The following is a 25,544-nucleotide window of genomic DNA, read 5'->3' as shown; positions in this document are numbered from 1 at the left end:
TAATATGCGATGGAAAAACACGACATTAAAACCCGCGAAGATATTGAGCTGTTGGTGAATAGTTTTTATGACAGCGCGAGAAAAGATGATATGATCGGGTATATCTTTAATGACGTTGTTAAAGTAGACTGGCCAGTACATCTTCCTATCATGTATGATTTCTGGGAGAGCTTATTGCTGGAAGGTACTTATAAGGGCAACGCCATGCAACCTCACTTCAGGATTAACAAGTTGGTACCATTAGAGACGCCGCATTTTCAGCGTTGGCTGCTATTGTTTGAAGGTACCGTTAATGATTTGTTTAGTGGAGAAATAGCTGAGCTGGCGATTACACGCGCCAGGTCTATTAGTGAGATCATGAATTTTAAGATGAATTCCATCAATCATCCTGAACAGGATAAGACAAAAATACCGCTCGTTAACCCGGGCAAACAAAAAGAATAGAATATGCAACCACTGGCAGAGCGCCTACGACCAGCTACATTAGATGAGCTGATCGGGCAGGAACACCTGACAGGAAAAGATAGTATTCTCCGTAAGGCCATTGAACAGGGAAGAATTCCATCTATGATTTTATGGGGGCCTCCCGGCGTTGGTAAAACAACCATCGCTAATATTATCGCACATACACTCAATGTCCCTTTCTATACGCTGAGTGCTATTTCTGCAGGTGTTAAAGAAGTTAGAGAAGTTATAGAAATAGCCCGTCGTCAACAACATGCGGTGCTGTTTATAGATGAAATACATCGTTTTAATAAGTCGCAGCAGGATGCCTTACTGGGTGCTGTAGAGAAAGGGATTATCACCCTGATAGGTGCTACCACCGAAAATCCTTCTTTCGAAGTAAATGCGGCGGTGTTATCCAGAAGCCAGGTATATGTGCTCAAACCATTAGGGCAGGATCAGCTGATGCAATTGCTGAAACAAGCCATGGAAAAGGACAAATGGCTACAGTCTAAAAAAATTGAATTAAAGGAAACAACAGCCTTATTTAATATTTCTGGTGGTGATGCCCGCAAGCTGCTCAATTTATTTGAGTTGGTAGTAGGCACTATCCAAACAGATCCTATCGTTATCACCGATGCGCAGGTAATGGACATCGCACAGCAGCGTGTAGCCATTTACGATAAGAGTGGAGAACAACATTATGATATTATCTCTGCTTTTATCAAATCTATTCGTGGTAGTGATCCTAATGCTGCTGTTTACTACCTGGCGCGTATGATTGATGGTGGCGAGGATGTAAAATTTATTGCGCGTAGACTGGTAATACTTGCTTCAGAAGATATTGGTAATGCTAATCCGAATGCTTTACTGCTGGCTACGAATTGTTTCCAGGCGGTGAACCTGATAGGTTATCCGGAGTCGAGGATTATTTTGTCGCAATGCGTGACTTATCTTGCTTCTTCGGCGAAGAGCAATGCTGCGTATATGGCCATAAACATGGCGCAATCAGTAGTGGCGAAAACCGGTGATCTGCCGGTGCCGATGCATATCAGGAACGCCCCTACGAAATTGATGAAAGAGATGGGGTATAATAAAGGATATGCTTATGCACATGATTATGAAAATAATTTTGTGATGCAGGAATTTTTACCTGAAGAGATCAAAGGAACAACTTTCTATGATCCCGGGAAAAACCCCAGGGAAGATGAATTGAGAAGATATCTCAAGCAGCTTTGGAAAGATAAATACAATTATTAATGACTTCGCAGAAATTGGATAATCATCAATCCCTGTTTTTATCAAGAACAGTAAAATCGCAGGAAATCCTTTCTCCGTTTTCATCTACTAATGTAATAGTATGTTTACCTGGTTTCGGGTGTAGTGCCATTTGATGAAACTCAACGGTGGAGCCGATAAAATCATTGTCCAACGTCCAGAATATTTTAGCGGCGGTATTCCTATGAGTAGCAGTAAAGATAGCTTGTCCTGCGGTGCCATCAATTTCAACGGGAACGAATATACGCGCATTAGGCCGAGGATATATCAGTTCCATAGGCGCTTTTTCTTGTCCTAATGAGGCGAGACAATCAGGTTTGTAAGGTGGTAATGCTTCGTAATAGTTTTTACTTCTATAATAATATTCCTGTGAAGGTGGCAGAATAAACCACGATTTATGCAGCATATACTGTGGTGATTCACAGGCTTCAGTTACACGGTATTTGCCTGTTCTATCGAGGTGTACCAGTTGATGATAAGGACATACGCCTGCGCGGATACCTGCGGCAGGAACGAGTATGGAGTCTTTATCTTCACAGAGTTCAGAGGCCCGGTAGCCGCTTTTGCGGCAGACTTCCACTTTCTTCATTAGGTTTGCAGGTTCTTCAAACCAGCCGCTGGTGCGTAATTGGCGGAATACATCGAAAAGTATGGGTGCTGCAGTTTGCACTCCTATCAATCCTGGGCGGCCTTCGCCATCTGCATTACCAACCCATACACCAACTACGTATTGTGGCGTTACACCTATGGCCCATCCATCTCTGAAACCGAAGCTGGTACCAGTTTTCCAGGCAACGCGCTGTGTGGAAGAGAATTGTTGCCATAATAATTCTTCACCTGGTCGCATGACTTCTGTCATGGCTTCAAAGGTCCACCAAATGGAGGCAGCGTCCAGTGGTGTGTTTTTACTAAGACCGTATTCGGAAGGCTGAGCAGCTTCCTGTTTATAGTTGGGAGGATGAATATCATCCATGTCATATTTTCCTTCGTATTGCTGTACATGCAGCAGCAGACGGGCCATGCTGGCGTACATGCCACACATTTCCCAAAGCGTTGTTTCACCACCACCTAGTATCATCGACAGACCATAGTGGTCAGAAGGTTTGTTGAGTGTGGTGATACCCATTTGTTTCAGTAGTGTATGGAAACGTTCGTAGCGGTATATCTGCAACATTCTTACTGCGGGGATATTCAGCGACCTTGCGAGCGCTCGCGAGGCTGGTACTGCGCCATCATAGCCCAGGTCGAAGTTTTGCGGCGAATAGCCTGCGATTTGTGTTGGGATGTCTGGTATCAGCGTATGAGGGAGAATTAATCCATCATGCAGCATAGCTGCGTACAATACGGGTTTGAGCGTACTGCCCGGGGACCTTCTTGCTTGTATTATATCTACGTGACTTTCCAATTCTGAATCAGCTGGGTTGTAGATATTACCTACGTAAGCCAGTGCGTTGCCTGTTTCTACATCCAGTACTAAGACAGCGGCGTTATTGATGCCATTTGCTTTATAGGTGGCATGGTAACGTGTAGCTATGTCCGTTACATTTCGTTGTAACGATGCATCCAGTGTGCTTTTAATACGTGTTTCGCCGGATTGTTTTTGTTGTTGATAATCACTGCGAAATCGATCGAGTAAATGCGGCGCGTATTGCGGTAACGGAAGCGGCTGATCTGGCAAGGGTTCCAGCTTGGCAAGCTCGTAAGTACTTTTATCGATTGTTTTATTTTGCCAGAGTTTTTGCAACAGCTGATTACGTTTAGTCATTAACGTTTGTCTATTTCGACCAGGATGTACAAGGGCTGGGCTATTAGGCAATACGGCCAGGGCGGCCATTTCTCCCCAGGAGAGCTGTTCTGCTTTTCGTCCGTAATAGCGCCAGGAGGCGGCTTCGAGACCTACGACATTTCCGCCGAAGGGGGCGTTGGCGGCGTACAACGCAATGATTTTCTTTTTAGATGCGGCGAATTCTAATCTGGTAGCTAATACTGCTTCTATCATTTTTTGCCAGATGGTACGCGGTTTATTGCGTGCAATACGAATAACCTGCATTGTCAGGGTGCTACCGCCGCTGACAACTTTATGTCCGCCTAGATTTTGTTTGATAGCGCGAGCCATAGCAATGGGGTCTACGCCCCAGTGGTATCGGAAGCGTTTATCTTCATAGGCGATAATACATTTTGCGAATTTATCAGGTACATGTTCAGTGTATGGAAAGCGCCATTGTCCATCTGTGGCGATGGTCGCATTCAGTAGGTCACCGTTACTATCTTCCAACACAAATGAGGTAGGGCTGGTAAATAGTTGGCGGGGCAAGCAGCAATAGTATGCAATGAGCATGATAGTGCCGGCGATAAGCCACCACTTTCTTTTTTTACTCCAGGTTTTTATTTTATCCAGGGTCATGAGAGTACAATGATAGTACATTTTGTGATCTGTTCATTATCATGATTTGGGAGAAATTGCTGAATGAAAATGAACAATGATGGTAGTGAATTGCGATATAAATTGCATGCATTGATCTAAATAAGCATCTTCATTTATATAACTGTTTTTCTTGTTTAACCATAAAATGAGATCTATGATTATTTTGATTTGTTATGATTGTTATTTTTCATGTTATGATGATGGGTAAAGGGTTTTGACGAACTGCGATTGGTTATTGATAGCATTTTTTTTGGTGAATAATATTATCATTTTTATCATCAGTTTGTCTTTATAGAAAGTTCATTTATACTGTAAAAAAATAGCTTGGTGAGCACTATGATTTCGTATAAAATGGATTTGGTCGGTAAAATATTTTAAACTATTTTTGAATTAACAGAACTCGCCACGCTACCCATTAAGATCAGCGTCCCACGGCGAGGCTTTTTTTTATGCCTATCTCGTTTGAAAAACCAATAACCTCAATAGATGAGCAGTTATCTCTTCTGAGCCAACGGGGGCTTATCATCAACGATACTACATCTGCAGAACATTATTTGACCTTTGTCGGGTATTATAGATTAGCTGGCTACTGGCAATTTATGCAAGATGATCGCATCAATCACATTTTTACCCCGAATTCATCATTTGACAAAATAATTGAGTTGTACAATTTTGATCGTGAGCTGCGACTATTGTTAACTGATGCAATTGAACGAGTGGAGGTTTCTTTGCGTGCTGTAATTGTCAATACAATGTGCGCCAACCATGGTTTTGCCTGGTACAGTAATCTCAGTTGTTCTGAAAAAGAAACACTTTTTACTGAAAATTTATTGACAATAGATAATGAGTTGGCAAGGTCTGCTGAGGATTTCATAATTCACCATAACAGAAAGTATGGTAAAGATGAATATCCACCTGCTTGGAAAACTATGCAGGTGTTAAGTTTTGGGACACTCTCCAAGGTTTACAGTAATATACGGAACAACTTACCTGAGAAAAAACTAATAGCTAAAGCATATGGTCTGCCAACTTATACATGGCTGGAAAGCTGGATGCTAGTTATTTCTGTGATGCGTAATTATTGTGCTCATCATAGCAGAATTTGCTACCGGAAATTTAACTATCCACCGAAAGAGTTAATCAAAAGTATGTTTCCGTGGATAAAAAAATATCCAACTGGTGTTCTAAAAGAACAATTGTATTTTCAAATATGCGTGGTTAAATATATATTAGATCGGTGTGCTCCAAATAATCGATTCAGCAAAGAGGTAAAAGCATTGATTGAAAAATACCCATCAGTTTCTCTTAGCAGAATGGGCTTCATGCCTGGCTGGGAAAATGAAGACCTTTGGAAATAATTTAACCAGCTTCAAAACACCATTGCATGTGAGTGTCGGTAGATAAAAAAACTTTTAGGGAAATCAGAGAACCAACATTTATTTTTATGGTTAATGAAGAAGGCCGTCTTTACAAAGTAGAGACGGCCTTCTTCATTATATTCCTTAATTTCCTACTTCGTCACTTCTACCCACTTACCTGGTGCAAATGCATGAATGGTATTGTCATACATTGCCTCTGTAGTTGTTGCTGGCAGATAGAACCTTCCAAGGTAGGCTGCATTCAGCAATACATTATAAGTGCGTGTTTTATTTTCTTCTATATTGAAGTAAGTATATACCCTGTCATCACGTATATCCATATACGTAGCTGGTGAAGAGCGATTAACACTATCATTGCCCATCAGACGGGTATTCAGGATTTCCCATCCTGAAGGGAATACCTGCGAAAGCGCCATCTGTTCGTAATAGCCGCGCTTACCTGGGTTGTGGATCGTTACTGAAGCAACAAAGTCTTCTCCTTGTTTGAGCTTCGTAGGATCGATAGGATGCCCTTCTCTGGTGAGATATTGTACCTGCATTCCAAGGATATCAGGATTGTTGGTAGCAACAGGCTCCTGACCCGCTTCCGGTTGTCCACGGAGGATAACGCGGATGTATAACAGGTTATTACCATTATTGTTGATGGTAATGCTACCAGCGTTATTTGCAGTTAATGGAATCTGTGATACAAAGGAATTGCTGTTTACCGTACCTTTTGCACCGTTGATGGTATAACTGAAGTTCATTTTGCTACTACCTTTATTCACACCACAATACTTAGCGATTGCAATCAGTGCGTAGGCAGTTGTCTGTGTGCTATACCACATATTATCTTGTGCCAGGTTGGCTGCAATTTCTTTCACCAGTGCGGTAGCTCTGTTGTTCTGACCTAACACCGCTTCTGTTTCCAGGATCATTGCCTTATCCCTCAGATCGGAACCAAAGGTGCCTCCCAGCTGATTATAAGCTTTTACCTCTGTGCCCAGGCCTTGCGTCAGACTGTTCGCAACCTCAGGTTGACCTGCCAGTTTATATGCTGCTGCCAGTCGCCATTTTGCAGGAACAGAAATGTATTTGAATTCTTTCAGCCTGTTCATTGCGCCTAGTTCAGGTACTTTAGCCAATGCTAACAGATACAAGCGATATGCTTGTGTGAGATCCCCACCATAGAAATTGGTAGTATTCGGCGCCCATGTATTAGCCTTGTTTTTCTGGTATTTCTTCCAGCCATCCAGTAATCCCGCAGGAATAGAATAGCCACGTGCCTGTGCTTCCACCAGGAAGTGACCACCATAGTTGGTACCCCACTCATCTGATTTAGGCTCTCCTGGCCAGTAGGCGAAGCCACCATCGGAGGTCTGGAAGGATCGCAGTTTATTGATACCCGCTTTTACGTTACGATCTATTTCTGCAACCTGACTGTCTTTCAGGTCCATCAGCTGATTCAATACCAGTTGCGGGAATACACCGGAAGTGGTTTGCTCTATACAACCATGTGGATAACCTATCAGCCATTGCAGGCGTTTGCCGAGGTTGAGACTAGGAATAGTACTCACCTCTAACACACCGGTATTGGTGCCGGCCATGCCTACAGGTGTATAATTTGTGCTCCAGCCTTTTACTGCTTCGAGCGTATATTCGCTAACGTTAGTAACGAATGGATTTGGATTTCGTACTTGTAATTCTACATTATCTTCTGCAGCTTCGCGGCCACTAACAGCCGTTACTTTGATTTTCGCAACGCCTGTCTGTGGTTTCACTTTTACATCGAAATAAACGATCTGTTCACCAGGAACAGGGAAGTTTACCGTCTTGGTGCGATCGCCTACAATTTCCAGCAATGCGTTGGTATTTAAGGTAACGGTGGCACTGCGTACTGTAGGTTCCAGTCCAAATACCGTTACTGGCAGCTGCATTGTTTCTGATGGTCCTAACACGCGAGGGGCAGAAGTCAGCAGCATGAGAGGTTTCTTCACAGCCACTTCTTTTTCTGCCTGACCATAGGCGCCATCTTGTCCTGCTACTACCATTGCTTTTACGGAACCGATGTAAGGAGGTAGTTTGAAGTTATGCGTTTGTTTCTGACCTGATTTCAGGTAGAATGGTCCCATATATTTCACTACAGGTTTAAAGCGGTTTGCTTTAGCTGCGCCTGCATTTCTGTTGAGGCCTTCGTCACCACCGATGCTAAGGATACGGTCCATATCCACCCCCCATGCACCGATTACATAGTCGAAGAGGTCCCAGGTTTTCACGCCCAGTGCTTCACGCGCATAGAAGGAGCTATGTGGATCAGGTGTTTTGAATCTGGTGAGATCTAACAAGCCTTCATCTACAATGGCGATGGTATAGGTCATGGCCTTACCACTGGCTTCACTTACGGTGATGCTGGCATCTGATTCTGGTTTCAGCTTGTCAGGCATGTTGATAACAGGCTTGAGGATAGTTTCAGGATCTTCTACGATGATAGGAATGGTTCCGTACATACGTATCGGAAGGTCGTTGATTGTTTGTGCATGCGGTTGCAGCAAACTAACGTTCACGTATATATTCGGCGCCATATTTTTGGCAGCCTTGAATTTATAGGTTGTCTGACCTTTCTGGGTAGTAATCCAGGCGGTTTGTAATACTTTACTTCCGGATTCAATGCTTATGAGGCCGCGTCCACCTTCACTGCTAGGAATGGTGAGTGTGATTTCCTCTCCGGTTTTATAAGTGGTTTTATTGGAAGTAAATACCAACATTGACGCTTCTGCAGGGTTTTCTTTCTGCACGCGTTCTGCCCATCCCGGGTAGTCGATATACACGGCTTTACCTGCGGTATGGCCGCTCTGCAAGTCTTTTACACGAATCAGGTACCTGCCCCATTCTGGTGAGTTGACACGAAGGTTCCATTTGCCTTTACCATTCTGCAGGGTAACGGTTTCTTTAGAGATTAGCTGGTTATAGCTATCCTGTGTAAAGTTGGAGTAATCGTCGTCATCTCCACCGTCCCACCACCATCTCCAGCGGATTTTGTAGAGTTCTACCTGTACATCTCTGCTGCCTCCGGTGTAATTACCTTTATCATCTACATCTACCAGGTCAACAGCATGTGCCTCATCTGTCAGCAGCATACCGGTTGTTCTATCGCCCTGAGGTATACGCAGACCTGCATAAGAAGTATATGGATTGTATGGCATGGAGAAATTATCGATACTAAAATCTCCGCCCGGCTCAAATACTTTTACTTCGAAGTTGGCTTTCAGCTGGCCAGGAGCTGGCTTACCCAGTTGTATGTTAGCGTTGATTGGCGCTGTACCATTTTCGCTAAGGGCGCCTTCGAAAATGGTTTTATTTTCTGCTTCAAACTTAGTAACAGGATCATCGAAGCTGAAGTCTGTAAAGCCTTTGAAGCTAGTTTTTTGTTGTGATAAGGAAACATCCACCTTCGCTTTGAGATGCTGGGCGGTGGCGCCAAACAGCCACATAGCGGATAGGGTGCCCGGAGAGCCTGATTTAGACAAGGAGTTGCTGCTACCAAAGTCCATTTTTATTTTCAGGCGATTAGGTTTCACTGTTTCTACACGTACATTTTTGGTAAATGTGGCGCCGCCTACTTTTACTTTTGCCAGCCAGCTACCGGTGATATCATCAGGCTGTGTGGCTGTAGCAAAGCTATAGAAGCCATTCAGGCTGGTATTGGAATTAATCCGCTTATAAAGCTGCCCTTTAGGGTTATAGAGCTCCATAGTTACCGGCATGTCTGCAGGTAATTTCTTCTCTTTATCTTCTAAAATAAAGGTCAGATAAATACTATCTCCCGGACGCCAAACGCCACGTTCTCCATAGAGGAAGCCTTTAATTCCTTGCTGCACTTCTTCTCCTTGTACATCAAAACGGCTCAATGGTAAGCTGCTACCATCATCTAATTTGAGATAGCCACGTTCAGTGCCTTTCTTCGCAACAAGCAGGTATGGCTTACGTTTCAGATCAAATGTTGCCAGACCATCGCCATCACTTTTGGTTTTAAATATTACCTGATTCTGATAATCCAGGAGCTCCAGTTCTACCGCCATCAAAGGTTTGGTGTCACGTATATCTGTAACGGCAACGAGCATACTGTTATCGTTACCACGTTTCGCTGTCAGGCCAAGATTGGAAGAGATAACGTTTCTGGTAACCCATTTGTCCCGGTTATAGTAAGAGCTGGTGCAAGGATCGTCTTTCTCGTTCCAGTTGAAGCCCATAGGGTAATAGTTATCATAGCGCTGCCAGAACTCATCGTCTTCATCTATTTTTTCCCCATAGTAAGAGTCGTCTTCATCTGAATAGTCTACTTCTCCGGTACTTGTTTTAGGTGTATCCTCTGATGCTGCTTTGCAGGAAGCCAGTGCATAGGCTCTTCTGAATCCAATGGTGATACGATAAATAGCGCCTGGTTCTGTACGAATCAGTTGATCCAGGTCCAGGAAGAACCTGTTCTTTTTATGAAGATTTATTGATTTGTCGTTATCGAGTCGAATGGTTTTTTCTACAACGGGCTTACCTACACGACGAATTTCTTCTGATCCGTTGAGGTCGTTTCTTTGCAGGTATTGTGGAATATTATTTTCATAAATTTTGATGATGGTAACATCTACAGCCTTCAGGTTCACGGCTTCAAAAGGCATAACCATTTTGTTGCTTTCCGGCAGTATCACACCTTTTCCAGGGATTTCTACAGAAGGGAGCGTGTTCTCAAAATTGACATTTGAAGTATATGTTTTTCCCAGTTTTCTATCTACGATATTGAGAATACCCTCGTTGATGACTACACTGTAATTACCTTCCAGACGGTTAGGTGCATAAACTTTTACCTCACTGCCATCGATGCTGTAACGAAGGTCAGATTGGCCGCTGATGCTAATTAATCCTTCCAGTGATTGGGCCATGCTGATAGGGTCAGAGAATTGAATCAGCAGGTGTTGCTCAGGATCTGACATCGCTTTTACATCCAGTACTTTAAAGTCACCAATAGCAGGCACTTCTATCTCCTGTTTACCATCATTACTGATATTTAAGGGTGCGCCTGACCATTTCAGTGTGAGTGTATTCGCCGAATTTCCCTGTTGGATATTTGACACAGTAAACCTGGAGAGATGTTCTGCAGGGCTGTGTTGCCAGGTGATAGGCAAGGCCTTTCCCTGATAGTTAGCAGTCATTATCTTCTCGATGGCTTGTGGTTGTTCAGCGTCGGCGGTGTTGACAACGCCAGTAAAAACCATTTTGTCCATAGAGTTTTGATCAGCAGATTTAAGACCGTTCAGGTCTACTGTAAAGGATGGTGATATTACCTTGAAATCAAAATCGAATGTTTTGAGTTCAGCTGGTACGTCCATCACTTTGCTCAGCTTAAACGAGGCTTTGTACTGCTTTCCGGGTTGCAGATTTTCATCAGGTCGGAATTCAATAGTAGTGGCATCTACCCAGTATGTTTTCCCTTTAATAGAAGGAGAAAAATCGAATACCTGCTTATCTAGCGGCTCATTCTGTGTATGTGTTACATTGGCTTGTCCGGCAAGATGTACACGGATGGCGCTCTGTTTTGATATTATACCGGCAGTATATGCTTCGATATATTTATCAAATTTCGCTGTGTCCTGCTTAGTAGTATGACAACTGCTAAACATCCACAACACTGCTACACAAAATAAGGATGCCAGAACGGCATAACGTATTTTTGGGAACATTAGGAAAGTATTACGGTGATTAACTTTATTGGATGCGAATATAACTATATTACCTGTCCCTTGCTCAGCCTGATGAATTTATTCACTGCCGACGGTAGTTCTTCTTCATAATGTGTTACATAAACCATTGTTACCGGCATATGTTCACATAGCTGTTCAATAACTTGTTTAAAATGTAGTTTTTGTTGGGTGTCAAGGCCCTGGCAAGGTTCATCAAATATTAACAGTGGTGGGTTCTTTACCAGCGCGCGAGCCAGTAATGTCAAGCGTTGCGAGCTTTCCGGTATTTGCTTGAAAGGTTGGTGTGCAAACTGGTTGATTCCCAGTATATCCATCCACGTTAGTGCAATGTTGCGTTGCTCTTCTGTAGCAGGTTTGGTGCTACCAATGATGTCTGAAAAACCAGAACATACTACTTGTAAAGAATTATCTCTCGCACCAAAATACTGATGTAATTCAGGCGATACAAAGCCTATTTTTTTCTTGATATCCCATATACTTTCTCCACTTCCTCTTCTGCGGTCAAATAGCCAGAGTTTATTCGCATATGCTTGTGGGTTATCCCCATTAACAAGACTGAGCAAAGTAGATTTACCAGCGCCATTATGGCCAAGCAGCGCCCATTTCTCGTTTTGTTTTACTGTCCAGTTAATATCTTTCAGGATAACGTTTTCACCGTATTTGATGTTGATATTTTCCATGCGGATAATATCTTCAAATGCAAATTCTTGTCTGTTGGCAACTAAAGCGGCAATTTTTCCCGCTTCGAGCTGAGGTAATTCCGGCGCAGCTTCCTGTGCTATCGGCAGCTGTAAATATGCCTCCCTGGTATATCTACCAGTAATCTTACCATTCTCCAGTGTAAGCACATGGGTTATATGTTCTGGAATTTCTTGTGGAGATGTGGATAATATCACAGTAGTTCCACTGGCAATGATTTCATTAACCATGCTGGTAAAATCCTTTCGGGTTTGTACATCCAATCCGATATAGGGATTGTCGAGCATGAGCAACTGTGGCCGTTTGAGCAAAGCAGCTGCTATCATTACTCTGCGGGTTTCGCCATTTGAAAGTTTAATAAGGCGTTTAGCCAGTAGTGGCTGTATTTTTAAAGCGCTTAGCAATACTGGAATTTCCGTAATGCCCAGGTGTTCCTGTACAGTAGGAGAATTATCAGCGTCCATGCTGTTAAAGCGCTGCTGATAATAGAAATCAGTAGTGGTATTAGAGAGATTTTTAAATGTATGATGATGACCTACATATGCGATCAGGTTACGATAATTGAAATAAGGATCGGTGACGGTATTCACCTGACGCCAGGCCTCATAAAAATAGTATTGAATACTGCCGTTTATGATATTAAACTTACCTAGAATAGTGTTTAACAAGGCAGTTTTCCCTGAGCCACTAGGGCCGGTGATCGCCCATTGTTCGTTGGGTTGAATTTCCCAGGAAAGGCCGTCAAAAAGTGTTTTGTCTAAATATCTTGTAGTTATATGTTCCAGAGAGAGGAACGGGTTAATGCTGGTTCCCATGATTGCACTGTTGTTTAGTGATTAGTCTGGCGGGTAAAATTAACAGGATTATTCAAAGCTTCTATTATTTTTATGACAAAGATTCGCTTATGAAGAAAAGATTGATCCTACCACTTTTATTGGGGGCAGGGATGTATGTAGATGCACAACAAATAGTACAGAGAGAGCCGGTAATTGCCGGCATGGTAGCCGAAGTGCGCGCGGATAGCCTGGAAAGTTATATCCACCAACTCGTTAGCTTTGGCACTCGCAACACCCTCAGTTCCACTACTGATAAAAAGAAGGGCATCGGCGCCGCCAGGAACTGGGTGCTGGAAAAGTTCAAATCCAATATCCCTGCTTCAGGAGGGCGTTTATCTGTGCAGCTGGACACCATCACACTGCCAGCTGATGGCAAACGTATTGACGTGCCGGTAAACCTGGGAAATGTAATGGCTACCTTAAAAGGCACCGATCCCCTGGATAAGCGTATATACATCGTTACTGGACATCTTGATAGTCGCGCTACCGACGTAATGGACCGCACTATTGATGCACCCGGTGCAAACGATGATGGCAGCGGCGTAGCTGCACTGATAGAAATGGTGCGCGTGATGAGCCGTCATCCTTACCCTGCCACCATCGTTTTTGTGGCGGTAAGCGGCGAAGAGCAAGGCTTACAAGGCTCTGATCATCTTGCAGACAGGGCTGCCAAAGAAAACTGGCAGGTAGATGCTATGCTCAATAACGATATGATCGGACAGAATTCTTCCAGTGAAACAGACCTGCATGATAATACCCGTGTGCGTGTCTTCTCCGAAGGTATTCCTGCCACAGCAGATGAAAAGCAACTGGCTTTCATCAAACAGGTAGGTATGGAAAATGATGGAAATGCCCGACAACTGGCCCGTTACATTAAGGAAACAGGAGAAAGATATGTGGATAACCTGAACGTAATGTTGATTTATCGCAACGATCGTTTTCTTAGAGGCGGTGATCATACGCCTTTTGTAAAACGTGGTATGACAGCTGTGCGGATCACAGATATGTACGAAAATTTTGACCATCAGCATCAGACCATTCGCAAGGAAAAAGGTGTTCAGTATGGAGACCTCCCTGAATTCATGGATTTCGAATACCTGCGTAAGAATACGGCCTTGAATCTCGCTGTGCTGGCCAGTTTGTCCACAGCGCCTTCGAAACCACAGGAAGTAAAACTGGATGTGAAACAACTGACCAATTACAGTCGCCTGTATTGGGCCGCATCGCAGCAAGGCCGGCCTAAAGGTTACTATGTGCTGATGCGTGAAACCAGTAGTCCGGTATGGCAGAAGAAATTTTTTACCACTGCTACAGAGCTGACAATTCCATATTCTAAGGATAACTACCTATTTGCAGTGCAGGCAGTAGGAGAAAATGGAGCAGAGAGTCAGGCTGTATTTCCTGGTATTGGCAGGTAATTATTATTTTAGTAGAAAAATAGGTATATGCGTTGGGAGATAAAGAAATTCGATGAACTAAATACTACAGAACTCTATGCCATATTGCATTTGCGCAGTGAAATCTTTGTAGTGGAACAGAACTGTCCTTACCAGGATATGGATTATTCTGACCAGAAGGCATTGCACCTGATGGGGTATGATGAACAAGGCCGCCTGGCGGCATATACACGCTTATTTGATAAGGGCATCAAGTTTACGGAAGCCTCTATCGGGCGGGTAATTACTGCTTCTTTTGCGCGCGGAAAGGGTACTGGAAGAGCGTTGATGGAAGAATCTATCCGGCAGGTGTATGAGCATTTCGGAATGCAACCAATCAGGATCGGGGCGCAGCAGTACTTGGAGAAATTCTATGGCAGCCTGGGTTTTAAGACCGTCAGCGAAATGTATTTAGAAGATAATATTCCGCATGTGGAAATGCTGAAGTAAAATAAAAAGGGTCTCTACTTAGTAGAGACCCTTTTGTTATTTTTTAGGTATTTTCTTCTTTTCTACTGGTGGATGATAATGTTCCCTGATCTTGTAGAATGGGATCACATATGAAATCGTGTATTGCATATCCAATACTGCGCGTTTATCACCACTACCGAATCCTGGAATTGCCAGCGGCGTGAAGTTGTCGGTTTTTACCGTATTTAAAAGAATTCTTTCTCTGAGATTCCAACCCAGGTATAAGTTTTTCAGTACTTCTGTTTTCAACCCTATTACCAGCTCCACCCAATGGGCGTTGGCATTGGTTTTAGGAAAACTACCACTTAGCTGATCTCCCCAGTAAGGCGCGTGTATGGTATAACTGGGAACTTGGTAATTAAAATGTGAAAACCCGTAACGCAGGCCACCAAAGAACATATTGCCTTCTTTGGGGAATTGCCTTTTCAGGAAATTATAGTCAAACCCTACGGTGGCGTACATGCCATTTCCTTTGTAAGTGTAGTTGGTATCGGTATGCGGTGTATTACCGTAACCGCCTTCCAGGGCTATGTACCAGCGGGTATTCAGACGAAGATCGGCAACCACAGTATATTCCTGGCGGTAAGGATAGTAGATGTTATTCACAATACGGCCAAGGTCAACGCCTACACGCAGCCCTCCTGGAATGAGCCAGGAGCTGTCTTTAGGCGGTAACACCACTGCTTTAATAGTGCTGACATGCGTGGTATCTGTTGACTTTGCAGGAGGAGTTACTGGCTTTTGTTGTGCCATAAGCCCCATGCTGCAAAGGCAGCTACTCATTAAAATAGAAAAGATTAACGTGCGTGTCATTGCTATTGGTTACTGACTTTTGAAGAATTTGTACTGAGTCTATTAAATGTCGTGTGGCGAATACCGTATCCAGATTATAGATCGTGCCAAAGCCACATCCTGCGGATATGAACTTAGGCTGACGTGTATAGATGAAGGTTACAGTATCTGCCTGTAATAAGGAATCTGCACGCAGGTAAAACTTACTGGTGTCAGCTGCCGGCGACAGATTAAAGTATGCGTTGTTGGTGGCTGAATTTTTAAGCAGCGTATCCCTGTTCAGTGCCAGTGTGGTCACTGCTCTGAAAGTGGTGTCCCATACAAAGCCAAGACTATCCCTCATGAAAGCTACGTGCACAGTGGCTTGCATCGTTTGGTCGCAAACTTTGGTCTCGTCTTCACAGGCGATGAATCCGAATAGTAACGCGCCGGCAATAAAAAGTCTAAAAATGTTCTTCATGCTGAAATTTGCGTTGGCAATATATTAAATTCCCAGCTCCTTTTTCAGAAAACGCGCCGTATGGCTGTCTTTACAGGTGCTCACCTGCTCAGGTGTGCCCGTGCAAAGGATAGTTCCACCACCTGCGCCACCTTCTGGCCCTAGGTCTACAATGTAATCTGACATCTTGATAACATCAAGATTATGTTCAATTACCAACACGGTATTTCCTCTATCTACCAATTTATTCAGCACGGTCAGCAACAATTGAATATCTTGGAAATGCAGACCTGTAGTAGGTTCGTCAAGGATATAAATTGTTTTGCCGGTATCTTTCTTAGAGAGTTCTGTAGCCAGTTTAACGCGCTGAGCTTCACCACCGGATAGCGTTACCGCTGATTGTCCGAGGGTAATATACCCCAGGCCTACATCCTGCAGTGTTTTGATTTTGCGGTGAATCCAAGGTACGGCCTGGAAGAATTCCACGGCCTCGTCTACGGTCATGTCCAGAACATCGGAGATAGACTTGCCTTTATAGCGGATTTCGAGCGTTTCACGGTTATAACGGCGACCATTACACTTTTCGCAGTGTACATAAACATCCGGGAGGAAGTTCATTTCGATCACACGCATGCCACCGCCTTCACAAACATCACAGCGGCCAGTTTTCACGTTGAAGGAGAAACGACCGGCATTGTATCCACGGATCTTCGCTTCAGGCACCTGTGCAAACAGGGTGCGTATATCTGTAAAGAATCCGCAATAGGTAGCAGGGTTGCTTCTAGGGGTACGGCCTATTGGCGATTGATCTATCTCAATTACTTTATCAATATTTTCCAGTCCTTTTATGGTTTTGTAAGGCATGGGTACTTGTTTGGAGTCGTACGCATGCTTAGAAAGGATAGGATATAATGTTTCATTAATGAGCGTTGATTTACCACTACCGGATACGCCTGTAACGCAGATAAAAGTTCCCAGCGGGAATTTTACGTTGACATTTTTCAGATTGTTGCCAGTGGCGCCTTTCAGCTCGAGGAAGTTGCCATTGCCTTTTCGTCTTTCAGGGATTGGTGATTCCGTTCTGCCACTGAGATAGCCGGCTGTAGGCGTATTGAGTTTCAGTATTTCTTTTGGTGTGCCGGCTGCCACGATGCGGCCACCGTGTACACCTGCGCCAGGACCAATATCCACGAGGTGATCGGCATGCAACATGATGTCTTTATCATGTTCTACTACGATCACGGTATTGCCCATGTCTTTGAGGTTGCGAAGTGCATCTATCAGCTGCATATTATCGCGCTGATGGAGGCCAATGCTAGGCTCATCAAGGATATAGGTGATGCCCATCAGCTGAGAGCCGATTTGGGTGGCTAGCCTGATACGCTGTGATTCGCCACCACTAAGTGTTCTGGTGGCACGATTCAGTGTCAGGTAGCTGAGACCTACATTCAGCAGAAACCCAAGGCGTTCACGGATTTCTTTCAGGATATCTTTTGCGATGACATTCTGTTTATTTTCCAGTCTGTCTTCGATATTGGTAAACCATTGCTGGAGTTTGTCCAGGTCCATGTTGCCGAGTTCGGAGATATTGCGCTCATCTACTTTGAAGTAGAGGCTTTCTTTTCTGAGTCGGGTGCCATTACATTCCGGACAGGTATTGAGGTGCATGAAGCCTTCTGCCCAGGTGCGTACATGGTCGGAAGCCGTATCATTAAAGAAGCGGCGAACGGTATTTACGACACCTTCGAAGTCTACAGAATATTTTGTAACATCTTCTGTGGCGGCAGCGGAGAAGTCAACATCTTCTTCCAGTTTCCCATTTTCATCGCCGAAAAGCAATACGTTGAGCGCTTTTTGTGGGATATCGGAAATAGGGCCGGTGAGAGAGAATTTATATTTTTTAGCGAGTTTCTCTACCTGTTTGAAGGTATAGGTATCGCGTGATTCGCCGAGTGGTTTGAGGCCGCCATCATTGAGGGAAACGTTGTAATCAGGGATTACTTCGTCCATACTGATTTGATAGATGGCGCCCAGGCCTTTACAGCGCGGGCATGCACCATAAGGGGAGTTGAAGGAGAAGGTATTGGGAGATGGCTCTTCATAAGAGATTCCGGTATCTTCACACATCAATTGTTTACTGTACTGGCTTACCTTTCCGCTGTCGTGGTCCTGGATGAACAGCAGGCCTTTACCCATGGTCAGCGCTTTCTGAACGCTTTGACTGATGCGGGTGCGGGCATCTTCTGTTACCTGGATACGATCGATCACGAGTTCTATGTCGTGGATTTTGTAGCGGTCTACCTGCATTCTTTCTTTCAGGTCGAGGATTTCTCCGTCTACACGGACTTTGAGATATCCTTGTTTGCGTACCTGTTCGAAGAGTTCGCGGTAATGGCCTTTACGCCCGCGGATGAGTGGGGCGAGTATAACCAGTTTTTTCTTGTTATAATTTTTAAAGAGATGATCAATGATTTCTTCTTCCGAAAACCTGGTCATTCTTTTATTGGTATTGTAGGAATATGCGACACCAATACGAGCATACAGTAATCGGAGGAAGTCATAGATCTCCGTGATGGTACCTACGGTGGATCTTGGGTTTTTGTTGGTCGTTTTTTGTTCAATGGAGATCACCGGTGAAAGTCCGGTAATTTTGTCCACATTGGGTCTTTCCATGTCGCCGATGAACTGTCGGGCATATGCGGAGAAGCTTTCCATGTAACGGCGTTGACCTTCAGCGTAGATGGTATCGAACGCCAGTGATGATTTTCCGCTGCCACTGATACCGGTTATTACGACCAGTTTATTCTTTGGCAACTGCAGGTCCAGATTTTTCAGATTGTGTTCCCTTGCGCCGAATACGGCGATATGGTCATCTGAATGTCCCTGTGGAGCTAAAGCAGCGGTTACATTCTCTTTTTTCTTTGCCATAATAGTCGAGGTGTCCACAAAGTGCATTCCCTGCTTGAATTTATAGTTTCCAGGTTAGCAGCATCTTTAAGAAGCAGGTGAATGGTGGACAGGAATTAAACTACTAAGCTACGTCATTTTGAGCAAAGAAAGAGGGGCACAAAATGGGCCTGCCGAAAAATGCGGCAGGCCGAATAAAATTTGGGTTAATCTGATTCAGGTAGCAATATGTCAATCGAAATCATCCTGAATAAAGTTGGTAATTAATAGGTGTATCAGATTGAGATACAAATATAAGAAGGTGGAAAATGCCTAAAAACCGTGATTTCACCTTCATTTTGCTGATTTTTCACGGGGAAGTGAATGAAAAAAAGCGATGTCTGCGGGAGACATCGCCTTTAATATTATATAAAGACGTAATGGTTTACGCTTTGTATTTTTTGAAAACGCAGATAGCGTTGTGACCACCAAAGCCGAAGGTATTACTCATAGCAACGTTAACTTCACGTTCCTGTGCTTTACCGAGGGTGAGATTGAGGTTTGTAGGAATACCTTCACCTAATACGGTAGTATTGATGGTTGGAGGTATGATATTTTCCTGTGTTGCTTTGATACAAGCGATAGCTTCGATAGCACCGGCAGCACCGAGGAGGTGACCAGTCATGGATTTGGTGGCGCTGATATTTACTTTTTCAGCGTGTTCACCGAATGCAGATACGATAGCTTTCAGTTCGGAGATATCACCTACAGGAGTAGAGGTGGTGTGAGAGTTGATATAATCAACATCAGCGGTTGTGATACCAGCATCTTCCAGTGCCTGTTCCATACCCAGTCTTGCGCCGAGGCCTTCAGGGTGGGTAGCAGTCAGGTGGTAGGCATCGCAGGTCATTGCGCCGCCGATCATTTCACCGTAGATGGTAGCACCTCTGGCGATAGCATGTTCGTATTCTTCCAGGATGATAGCGCCAGCACCTTCGCCCATTACGAAACCATCACGGTCAGTATCGAAAGGACGTGAAGCGGTGGATGGATCTTCGTTGCGGGTAGATAATGCTTTCAGTGCGTTAAATCCGGCAATACCGGCACGTGTTACAGGTGCTTCAGAGCCACCGGTAACAATTGCATTGGCTTTACCAAGGCGGATATAATTGAATGCATCCACCAGCGCGCTGCTGGAAGAAGCACAAGCAGAAACAGTACAGAAGTTGATACCCATGAAACCGTATTTCATGGCAATCTGGCCGGCAGCGATGTCGGAAATCAGTTTCGGAATGAAGAACGGATTGAATTTAGGTACAAAGTTAGCTGCGGCAAATTCAACGATTTGTTCTTCGAACGTCAGCATACCGCCGTTTCCGGATGCCCAGATAACGCCGACTTTAGTTTTATCGATACCTTCTTTATCGAGGCCTGCATCGAGAACCGCTTCCTGTGCAGCCGCCATAGCGTACTGAGTGAAGTTGTCCATTTTGCGGGCTTCTTTTTTCTCCATGTATTTTTCCACATCAAAATTTTTCACTTCACAGGCAAATTTTGTTTTGAACTCTGTAGTGTCAAATTTTGTGATAGGACCGGCGCCACTAACGCCCGCTTTTAAGTTGCTCCAAAAAGTATTTACATCATTCCCGATAGGTGTTAATGCCCCCAAGCCGGTGATCACAACCCTTTTCAGTGTAACAGTACGCATATTTTTTACTTTATATAAAAAAAGTTAGAGCGCAAATTTAGTCACTTATTGTTATGAATAATCATAATCATTAAGATATTCTGATATAATATCTCAGTAAACCCCTAAAAATCAACTGGGGCAAAGGATTTGAGTCCCCTGCCCCGGCTAATAAAAGTATTTATTTCTTAATTTATAGGTTCTTGATCTATCAGGCCGCCACCAACACAGGCTCCTGAACCACGGTGATCCTACCCGTACGCCCCTTCAGGAAAGCCGCAATTTCTTCATCCGTATTGAATTTATTTCCAATATTCACAAAATGACGTGCCAGCAAGTCATAACGCTTACGCATCAGCCAAAGCCATACATGTAAAAAATGTATCCCATCAAAAACAATCGCCTCATTGGTAATATACTGGTCAAGCGTCTTTTTGAAATATACCGGATGGTCTGTCCAGTGCATATTGGGCTTGTCGTGATGACTGATATGATAACCGTCGTTCCAGCATTTGTGATTGTATTTGGTATTGATACAGGTAATACTGTTTTTGTAGGCATTGTCCGGATCCTCGGCGCTAATAAAGGCGTGTTGCGCCCAATTACCCACCATCATAATAATCCTGGAAATAATAAAAGGCAATATAAACACCACAAATGTTGCCGGAAAGTTAATGAAAGAGAGTCCAACGCAAGCGGCAATAAAAAAGAGCTCACCTCTTACAGAACGCATCAGCAAGCGTTTTCTCTTCTTCCTTACAAAATAGGTGCACAGATGATATACGCCCGCAAAGAAGAAACTGCCCAGATAGTGCATAAAACCACGGAATGAATCGCGTTGGTACGACATGGTAGAACTTTCGTCTTCCGGCATATTGTTTTCGGGATGGTGCATCCCGATATGGTGACTGTAATAGGTTTCCGGTGTTTGTCCGAATAAAGGACCGATGACCCATGGCAAATAATGGTTCATGAACTGGAATTTCCTTTCGAAGAAAACGCGGTGACTGGTGCAGTGCAACATCAAGCCAAACGGGCCTTTGAACACAACATTATTCAGGTATTGATATGCAATAGCAGCAACCCACCACACCCAGTTATTCACATTTGGAATGTATAACAGTATGGCTAACGGCCACAGTGTGAAGGTAATTTTCAAAGTAAGGTATACAAACGGAAGATCACGCTCGTCACGGATAAAACGCTTGAAAAATTTATCTGACGCCGATTCTATATCAGGTTTAATATATACAGGATCGGTAAGTTGGAGAAGTTGCTTCATGAAAATCTGTTAAAGTTGGCCACAGTGCTACCTGCCTCCAGGTGATCAATTCTCGTTACTGATGACTATAACGATATTATCCAATGGATATTATCCCGTACAGACATTTATATCTCAGTAAGGTAAGCATTTTAAAATGGTCTGCCACTATTTTCGTAATTTCCGCCCCCGGAAAACTACGGGAATCGAAAATCTGGATGTTAACTGCCTGGTTTTCAGTTTCGAACTGTCCAAAAAAATCTCCTAAATGAAGAGACTTACGCTCAAGGATGTGGCCAGAATGGCTGGCGTAGCCCCAAGTACGGTATCATTTGTATTAAATGGAAAAGCAAAGCAGATGCGGATCCGTGACGAAGTAGCCCAAAAAATCATGGGTGTCGTTAATCAATCCGGATACGAGCCCCATCGTGTAGCGGTGAATCTGCGTACAGGTCAGTCCAAAACGTTAGGACTGATCGTGGAAAGCATTTCTGGTAGCTTCTTTGCCAGTCTTGCCCGTACTATTGAGTCTGAAGCCGAAAAATTAGGTTACAATGTGGTGTACTGCAGCACCGAAAATAATGCAGAAAAAGGTGGAGAACTAATCCGCATGCTGGGCCGGCAGATGGTAGATGGCTACCTGATCACGCCTGCTCCTGGTATGGAGAGTGATATACGCAGACTGGTGCAAATGCATAAGCCAGTAGTGCTGATGGATAGCTATTTCCCTAATATCCGCGCCCCTTATGTGCTGATAGATAATTTCCATGGTGTGCAGCTGGGCATGAACCACCTGTTTAGCAAAGGATACAAAAAAATCGGATATGTTACCGTTGATGTATCGCTGGTACAGTTGGCAGAACGTCAACGTAGCTACATACAGGCACTCAAAAAACAAGAAATCCCTTTCCGTAAAAAACGAGTACTGGAGCTGAGCTACCACGATAGCCGTGAACAATCACTGCAGCAGTTGGAGAAATTCATCCGCGAAAACCGTGATCTGGACGCTATTTTCTTCGCTACCAATTATCTGGGGATATTAGGACTGGAGGCCATCGGGCGCTTGAAACTCAGTATGCCTAAGCAAATGGGCGTTCTTTGCTTCGATGACCATGATATTTTCAGGTTGTATCCACCAGGTATCACTGTCATCGAGCAGCCAATAGAAGGTATCGCTAAAACGGCCATCACACTGCTAATGCAGCAATTGAACAAGCAGCAGGGCAGCATTAAACAGGCGCAGGTAGCACTTCCTGGTAAACTGATTGAAAGGGGCTCCGCTTGAGCCCCCGATGCCGCTCAAAAAAAATAACCAGCACTTGTTGGTACATCTGAAAAAAAATAAATACTTTTATTTATTAGGCTTAGTGAGAGATAGTAAAGATTCGCCATGAATCTTTTTTTAAAATACCTGTGCTAAATCGATTTTGTTAAAGTTTTTCCATACAGATAAATAAATATGAAAAAAGTTGGATTGCTAGTAGCAGCTTTATTGGTCATGAATGGCGTAAGAAGCCAGACAGTTGATAAAGTAACAGACCCGGCAGACTGGGTAAACACTTTAATGGGTTCAGACTCAAAAGTTAGTTTATCTAACGGTAACACCTACCCTGCCATTGCATTACCATGGGGAATGAATTTCTGGATGCCCCAAACAGGTAAAATGGGCGATGGTTGGGGATATCAGTATACTGCTGATAAAATCCGCGGGTTCAAACAAACACACCAACCATCTCCATGGATCAACGACTATGGCCAGTTTGCCATCATGCCGGTAACAGGTACCATGAAGTTTGATCAGAATAAAAGAGCCAGCTGGTTTTCTCATAAAACGGAAACAGCCAAACCATATTATTATAGTGTATACCTGGCAGATGCTGATGTGACCACAGAAATCACTCCTACCGAAAGAGCCGCTCAGCTTAGGTTTACCTATCCTGCTACTGATAGTGCTTTCCTGGTGGTAGATGCCTTTGATAAGGGCTCCTATATCAAAATCATCCCGGAAGAAAAGAAAATTATTGGTTACACAACCAAGAACAGTGGCGGAGTACCAGCGAATTTCAAAAACTATTTCGTCATCTATTTTGATAAACCTTTTACGACCAGCACCATCTGGAATGACAGCGTTATCGTTGCAAACGTAAAAGAACTACAATCCAATCATGCTGGCGCTGTTGTTGGTTTTAAAACAACAAAAGGTGAGAAAGTTACTATCAGGACCGCATCTTCCTTTATCTCTTTTGATCAGGCAGAACTGAACCTGAAAAATGAAATTGGCAATGATAACTTTGATGTAACCAAGAGCAAGGCCAAAGCAATATGGAATAAGGAACTGGGCCGACTCGCGGTTTCCGGCGGCACTCCAGAGCAAGTGAGTACCTTTTATTCTTCACTATATCGCGTGCTGCTTTTCCCGCGTAAGTTTTATGAGCTGAATGCTAAAAACGAAGTAGTGCATTACAGTCCTTACAACGGCGAAGTATTACCAGGTTATATGTTTACTGATAACGGCTTCTGGGATACTTTCAGAGCGGTACATCCTTTCTTCACACTGATGTATCCTAGTCTGAGCGGCCATATCATGGAAGGACTTGCCAATGCCTACAAAGAAAGCGGCTGGCTCCCTGAATGGGCCAGTCCTGGTCACCGCGATTGTATGATTGGCTCCAACTCTGCCTCACTTATCGCTGACGCCTATATTAAAGGTATTCGCGGATATGATATCAACACGCTTTATCAGGCTATCCTGAAAAACACAGAAAATGAAGGCCCTCTGGAGTCTGTAGGTCGTAAAGGTGTGAAGTACTATAACACATTAGGTTACATTCCTTATGATGTTAAGATCAATGAAAACACTGCACGTACATTGGAATATGCTTACGACGACTTCACTATTCTGCAGCTGGCAAAAGCATTGAATCGTCCAAAGGCTGAACTGGAGCGATTTGCCAAGCGTTCACAGAACTTCCGTAATGTATTTGATCCGGAAACAAAACTGATGCGTGGCCGCAACCAGGATGGTAAATTCCAAACGCCTTTCAATCCATTTAAATGGGGAGATGCGTTTACAGAAGGTAATGCCTGGCATTATACCTGGTCTGTATTCCATGATATTAATGCGTTATCCACACTCATGGGTGGTAAAGAATCTTTCATAAAAATGCTGGATACTGTATTTACCATGCCGCCTGTATTTGATGATAGCTACTATGGTACTACCATTCACGAAATCCGTGAGATGCAGATCATGAACATGGGACAATATGCACATGGCAATCAGCCTATTCAACACATGATTTACCTGTATAACTATGCTGGCCAACCATGGAAAACACAATACTGGGTTCGTCAGGTAATGGAGAAATTATATAAAGCAACTCCTGATGGCTATTGTGGTGATGAAGATAACGGGCAGACATCTGCCTGGTATGTATTTTCCGCTATGGGCTTCTATCCTGTTTGTCCGGGTACACCACAATATGTACTGGGTACGCCGCTCTTCTCCAAACTCACTATGACCCTGGAAGATGGAAAAGTGATGGAGATTGAAGCACCACACAACAGCGAGAAAAATCTCTATGTACAAAAAGCAGAACTTAACGGAAAAGAATATACGAAGAATTGGATTGGTCATGCAGACCTTCAGAAAGGCGGCAAGCTGATCTTCAATATGGGCAGCGAGCCACAGAAGAGCAGAGGTGCTGATCAGGCAGACTATCCATATTCTTTCTCAACAGCGAATAAGTAAACACTGAATATATCATTTACGAACTATT

Annotated in this window: 15 protein-coding genes; 7 read left to right on the top strand and 8 right to left on the bottom strand. The window is 43.8% G+C overall.

Translation table 11 applies throughout. The features are described from left to right. Positions 1–9: 9 nt before the first annotated feature. Entirely contained in the window at positions 10–444 is a 435-nt protein-coding gene (locus ACE38W_RS09315) for a group III truncated hemoglobin (RefSeq protein WP_375830303.1), read from the top strand. Positions 445–447: 3 nt separating this feature from the next. Beyond that, positions 448–1,704 (top strand): replication-associated recombination protein A, encoded by a 1,257-nt coding sequence (locus tag ACE38W_RS09310; RefSeq protein WP_375830301.1) that lies wholly within the window; start codon positions 448–450, stop codon positions 1,702–1,704. Positions 1,705–1,729: 25 nt separating this feature from the next. On the opposite strand, the gene pbpC is transcribed toward ACE38W_RS09310, so the two are convergent. After that, positions 1,730–4,126: a penicillin-binding protein 1C gene (pbpC, locus tag ACE38W_RS09305; protein ID WP_375830300.1), complete on the bottom strand. Its 2,397-nt coding sequence runs from the start codon at positions 4,124–4,126 to the stop codon at positions 1,730–1,732. Positions 4,127–4,596: 470 nt separating this feature from the next. Here pbpC and ACE38W_RS09300 point away from each other — a divergent pair, with 470 nt between their 5' ends. Next, positions 4,597–5,505 carry an Abi family protein gene (locus tag ACE38W_RS09300; RefSeq protein ID WP_375830298.1) on the top strand — a complete coding sequence of 303 codons (909 nt, stop codon included), beginning with the start codon at positions 4,597–4,599 and terminating at the stop codon, positions 5,503–5,505. Positions 5,506–5,657: 152 nt separating this feature from the next. On the opposite strand, the gene ACE38W_RS09295 is transcribed toward ACE38W_RS09300, so the two are convergent. Both ACE38W_RS09295 and ACE38W_RS09290 read right to left on the bottom strand, forming a co-directional pair. Beyond that, on the bottom strand, positions 5,658–11,237 hold the full coding sequence (locus tag ACE38W_RS09295) for an alpha-2-macroglobulin (RefSeq protein ID WP_375830296.1): 5,580 nt from the start codon (positions 11,235–11,237) through the stop codon (positions 5,658–5,660). Positions 11,238–11,281: 44 nt separating this feature from the next. Continuing rightward, positions 11,282–12,772: an ATP-binding cassette domain-containing protein gene (locus ACE38W_RS09290; protein ID WP_375830294.1), complete on the bottom strand. Its 1,491-nt coding sequence runs from the start codon at positions 12,770–12,772 to the stop codon at positions 11,282–11,284. A gap of 89 nt (positions 12,773–12,861) precedes the next feature. On the opposite strand from ACE38W_RS09290, the gene ACE38W_RS09285 reads away from it, so the two are divergent. Further along, the gene (locus ACE38W_RS09285; RefSeq protein ID WP_375830293.1) at positions 12,862–14,211 is read left to right on the top strand and encodes a M20/M25/M40 family metallo-hydrolase; all 1,350 of its coding nucleotides are present in this window, start codon (positions 12,862–12,864) and stop codon (positions 14,209–14,211) included. Positions 14,212–14,238: 27 nt separating this feature from the next. After that, positions 14,239–14,679: a GNAT family N-acetyltransferase gene (locus ACE38W_RS09280; RefSeq protein WP_375830291.1), complete on the top strand. Its 441-nt coding sequence runs from the start codon at positions 14,239–14,241 to the stop codon at positions 14,677–14,679. 36 nt (positions 14,680–14,715) lie between these two features. Here ACE38W_RS09280 and ACE38W_RS09275 read toward each other — a convergent pair whose 3' ends face one another. The 5 genes from ACE38W_RS09275 to ACE38W_RS09255 form a co-directional block, all read right to left on the bottom strand. Continuing rightward, positions 14,716–15,513 carry a DUF6048 family protein gene (locus ACE38W_RS09275; protein ID WP_375830289.1) on the bottom strand — a complete coding sequence of 266 codons (798 nt, stop codon included), beginning with the start codon at positions 15,511–15,513 and terminating at the stop codon, positions 14,716–14,718. Next, positions 15,476–15,952 carry a DUF6452 family protein gene (locus ACE38W_RS09270; RefSeq protein WP_375830287.1) on the bottom strand — a complete coding sequence of 159 codons (477 nt, stop codon included), beginning with the start codon at positions 15,950–15,952 and terminating at the stop codon, positions 15,476–15,478. Before ACE38W_RS09270 ends, ACE38W_RS09275 begins: the two co-directional genes overlap by 38 nt. Before the next feature lie 24 nt (positions 15,953–15,976). Continuing rightward, positions 15,977–18,859, bottom strand: coding sequence for an excinuclease ABC subunit UvrA (uvrA, locus tag ACE38W_RS09265; protein WP_375830285.1), 2,883 nt, complete (start codon positions 18,857–18,859; stop codon positions 15,977–15,979). A 403-nt stretch (positions 18,860–19,262) separates the two neighbouring features. Beyond that, positions 19,263–20,525 carry a beta-ketoacyl-ACP synthase II gene (gene fabF, locus ACE38W_RS09260; protein WP_375830283.1) on the bottom strand — a complete coding sequence of 421 codons (1,263 nt, stop codon included), beginning with the start codon at positions 20,523–20,525 and terminating at the stop codon, positions 19,263–19,265. A gap of 190 nt (positions 20,526–20,715) precedes the next feature. Then, positions 20,716–21,786 carry a fatty acid desaturase family protein gene (locus ACE38W_RS09255; RefSeq protein WP_375830281.1) on the bottom strand — a complete coding sequence of 357 codons (1,071 nt, stop codon included), beginning with the start codon at positions 21,784–21,786 and terminating at the stop codon, positions 20,716–20,718. A gap of 247 nt (positions 21,787–22,033) precedes the next feature. On the opposite strand from ACE38W_RS09255, the gene ACE38W_RS09250 reads away from it, so the two are divergent. Next, entirely contained in the window at positions 22,034–23,050 is a 1,017-nt protein-coding gene (locus ACE38W_RS09250) for a LacI family DNA-binding transcriptional regulator (RefSeq protein ID WP_375830280.1), read from the top strand. 174 nt (positions 23,051–23,224) lie between these two features. Next, entirely contained in the window at positions 23,225–25,516 is a 2,292-nt protein-coding gene (locus ACE38W_RS09245) for a GH92 family glycosyl hydrolase (protein ID WP_375830278.1), read from the top strand. The last annotated feature ends 28 nt before the right edge of the window (positions 25,517–25,544 follow it).

The organism is Chitinophaga sp. Hz27 (genome assembly GCF_042263525.1).
Classification (GTDB): Bacteria; Bacteroidota; Bacteroidia; order Chitinophagales; family Chitinophagaceae; genus Chitinophaga.
The sequence above is the reverse complement of the archived record's forward strand: the minus strand, read 5'-3'. Positions and strand labels throughout refer to the sequence as shown.

Coding starts and splice junctions, on each gene's coding strand:
- ACE38W_RS09315 (WP_375830303.1), top strand. CDS start 10: ATGGAAAAACACGACATTAAAACCCGCGAAGATATTGAGCTGTTGGTG.
- ACE38W_RS09310 (WP_375830301.1), top strand. CDS start 448: ATGCAACCACTGGCAGAGCGCCTACGACCAGCTACATTAGATGAGCTG.
- pbpC (WP_375830300.1), bottom strand. CDS start 4,126: ATGACCCTGGATAAAATAAAAACCTGGAGTAAAAAAAGAAAGTGGTGG.
- ACE38W_RS09300 (WP_375830298.1), top strand. CDS start 4,597: ATGCCTATCTCGTTTGAAAAACCAATAACCTCAATAGATGAGCAGTTA.
- ACE38W_RS09295 (WP_375830296.1), bottom strand. CDS start 11,237: ATGTTCCCAAAAATACGTTATGCCGTTCTGGCATCCTTATTTTGTGTA.
- ACE38W_RS09290 (WP_375830294.1), bottom strand. CDS start 12,772: ATGGGAACCAGCATTAACCCGTTCCTCTCTCTGGAACATATAACTACA.
- ACE38W_RS09285 (WP_375830293.1), top strand. CDS start 12,862: ATGAAGAAAAGATTGATCCTACCACTTTTATTGGGGGCAGGGATGTAT.
- ACE38W_RS09280 (WP_375830291.1), top strand. CDS start 14,239: ATGCGTTGGGAGATAAAGAAATTCGATGAACTAAATACTACAGAACTC.
- ACE38W_RS09275 (WP_375830289.1), bottom strand. CDS start 15,513: ATGACACGCACGTTAATCTTTTCTATTTTAATGAGTAGCTGCCTTTGC.
- ACE38W_RS09270 (WP_375830287.1), bottom strand. CDS start 15,952: ATGAAGAACATTTTTAGACTTTTTATTGCCGGCGCGTTACTATTCGGA.
- uvrA (WP_375830285.1), bottom strand. CDS start 18,859: ATGGCAAAGAAAAAAGAGAATGTAACCGCTGCTTTAGCTCCACAGGGA.
- fabF (WP_375830283.1), bottom strand. CDS start 20,525: ATGCGTACTGTTACACTGAAAAGGGTTGTGATCACCGGCTTGGGGGCA.
- ACE38W_RS09255 (WP_375830281.1), bottom strand. CDS start 21,786: ATGAAGCAACTTCTCCAACTTACCGATCCTGTATATATTAAACCTGAT.
- ACE38W_RS09250 (WP_375830280.1), top strand. CDS start 22,034: ATGAAGAGACTTACGCTCAAGGATGTGGCCAGAATGGCTGGCGTAGCC.
- ACE38W_RS09245 (WP_375830278.1), top strand. CDS start 23,225: ATGAAAAAAGTTGGATTGCTAGTAGCAGCTTTATTGGTCATGAATGGC.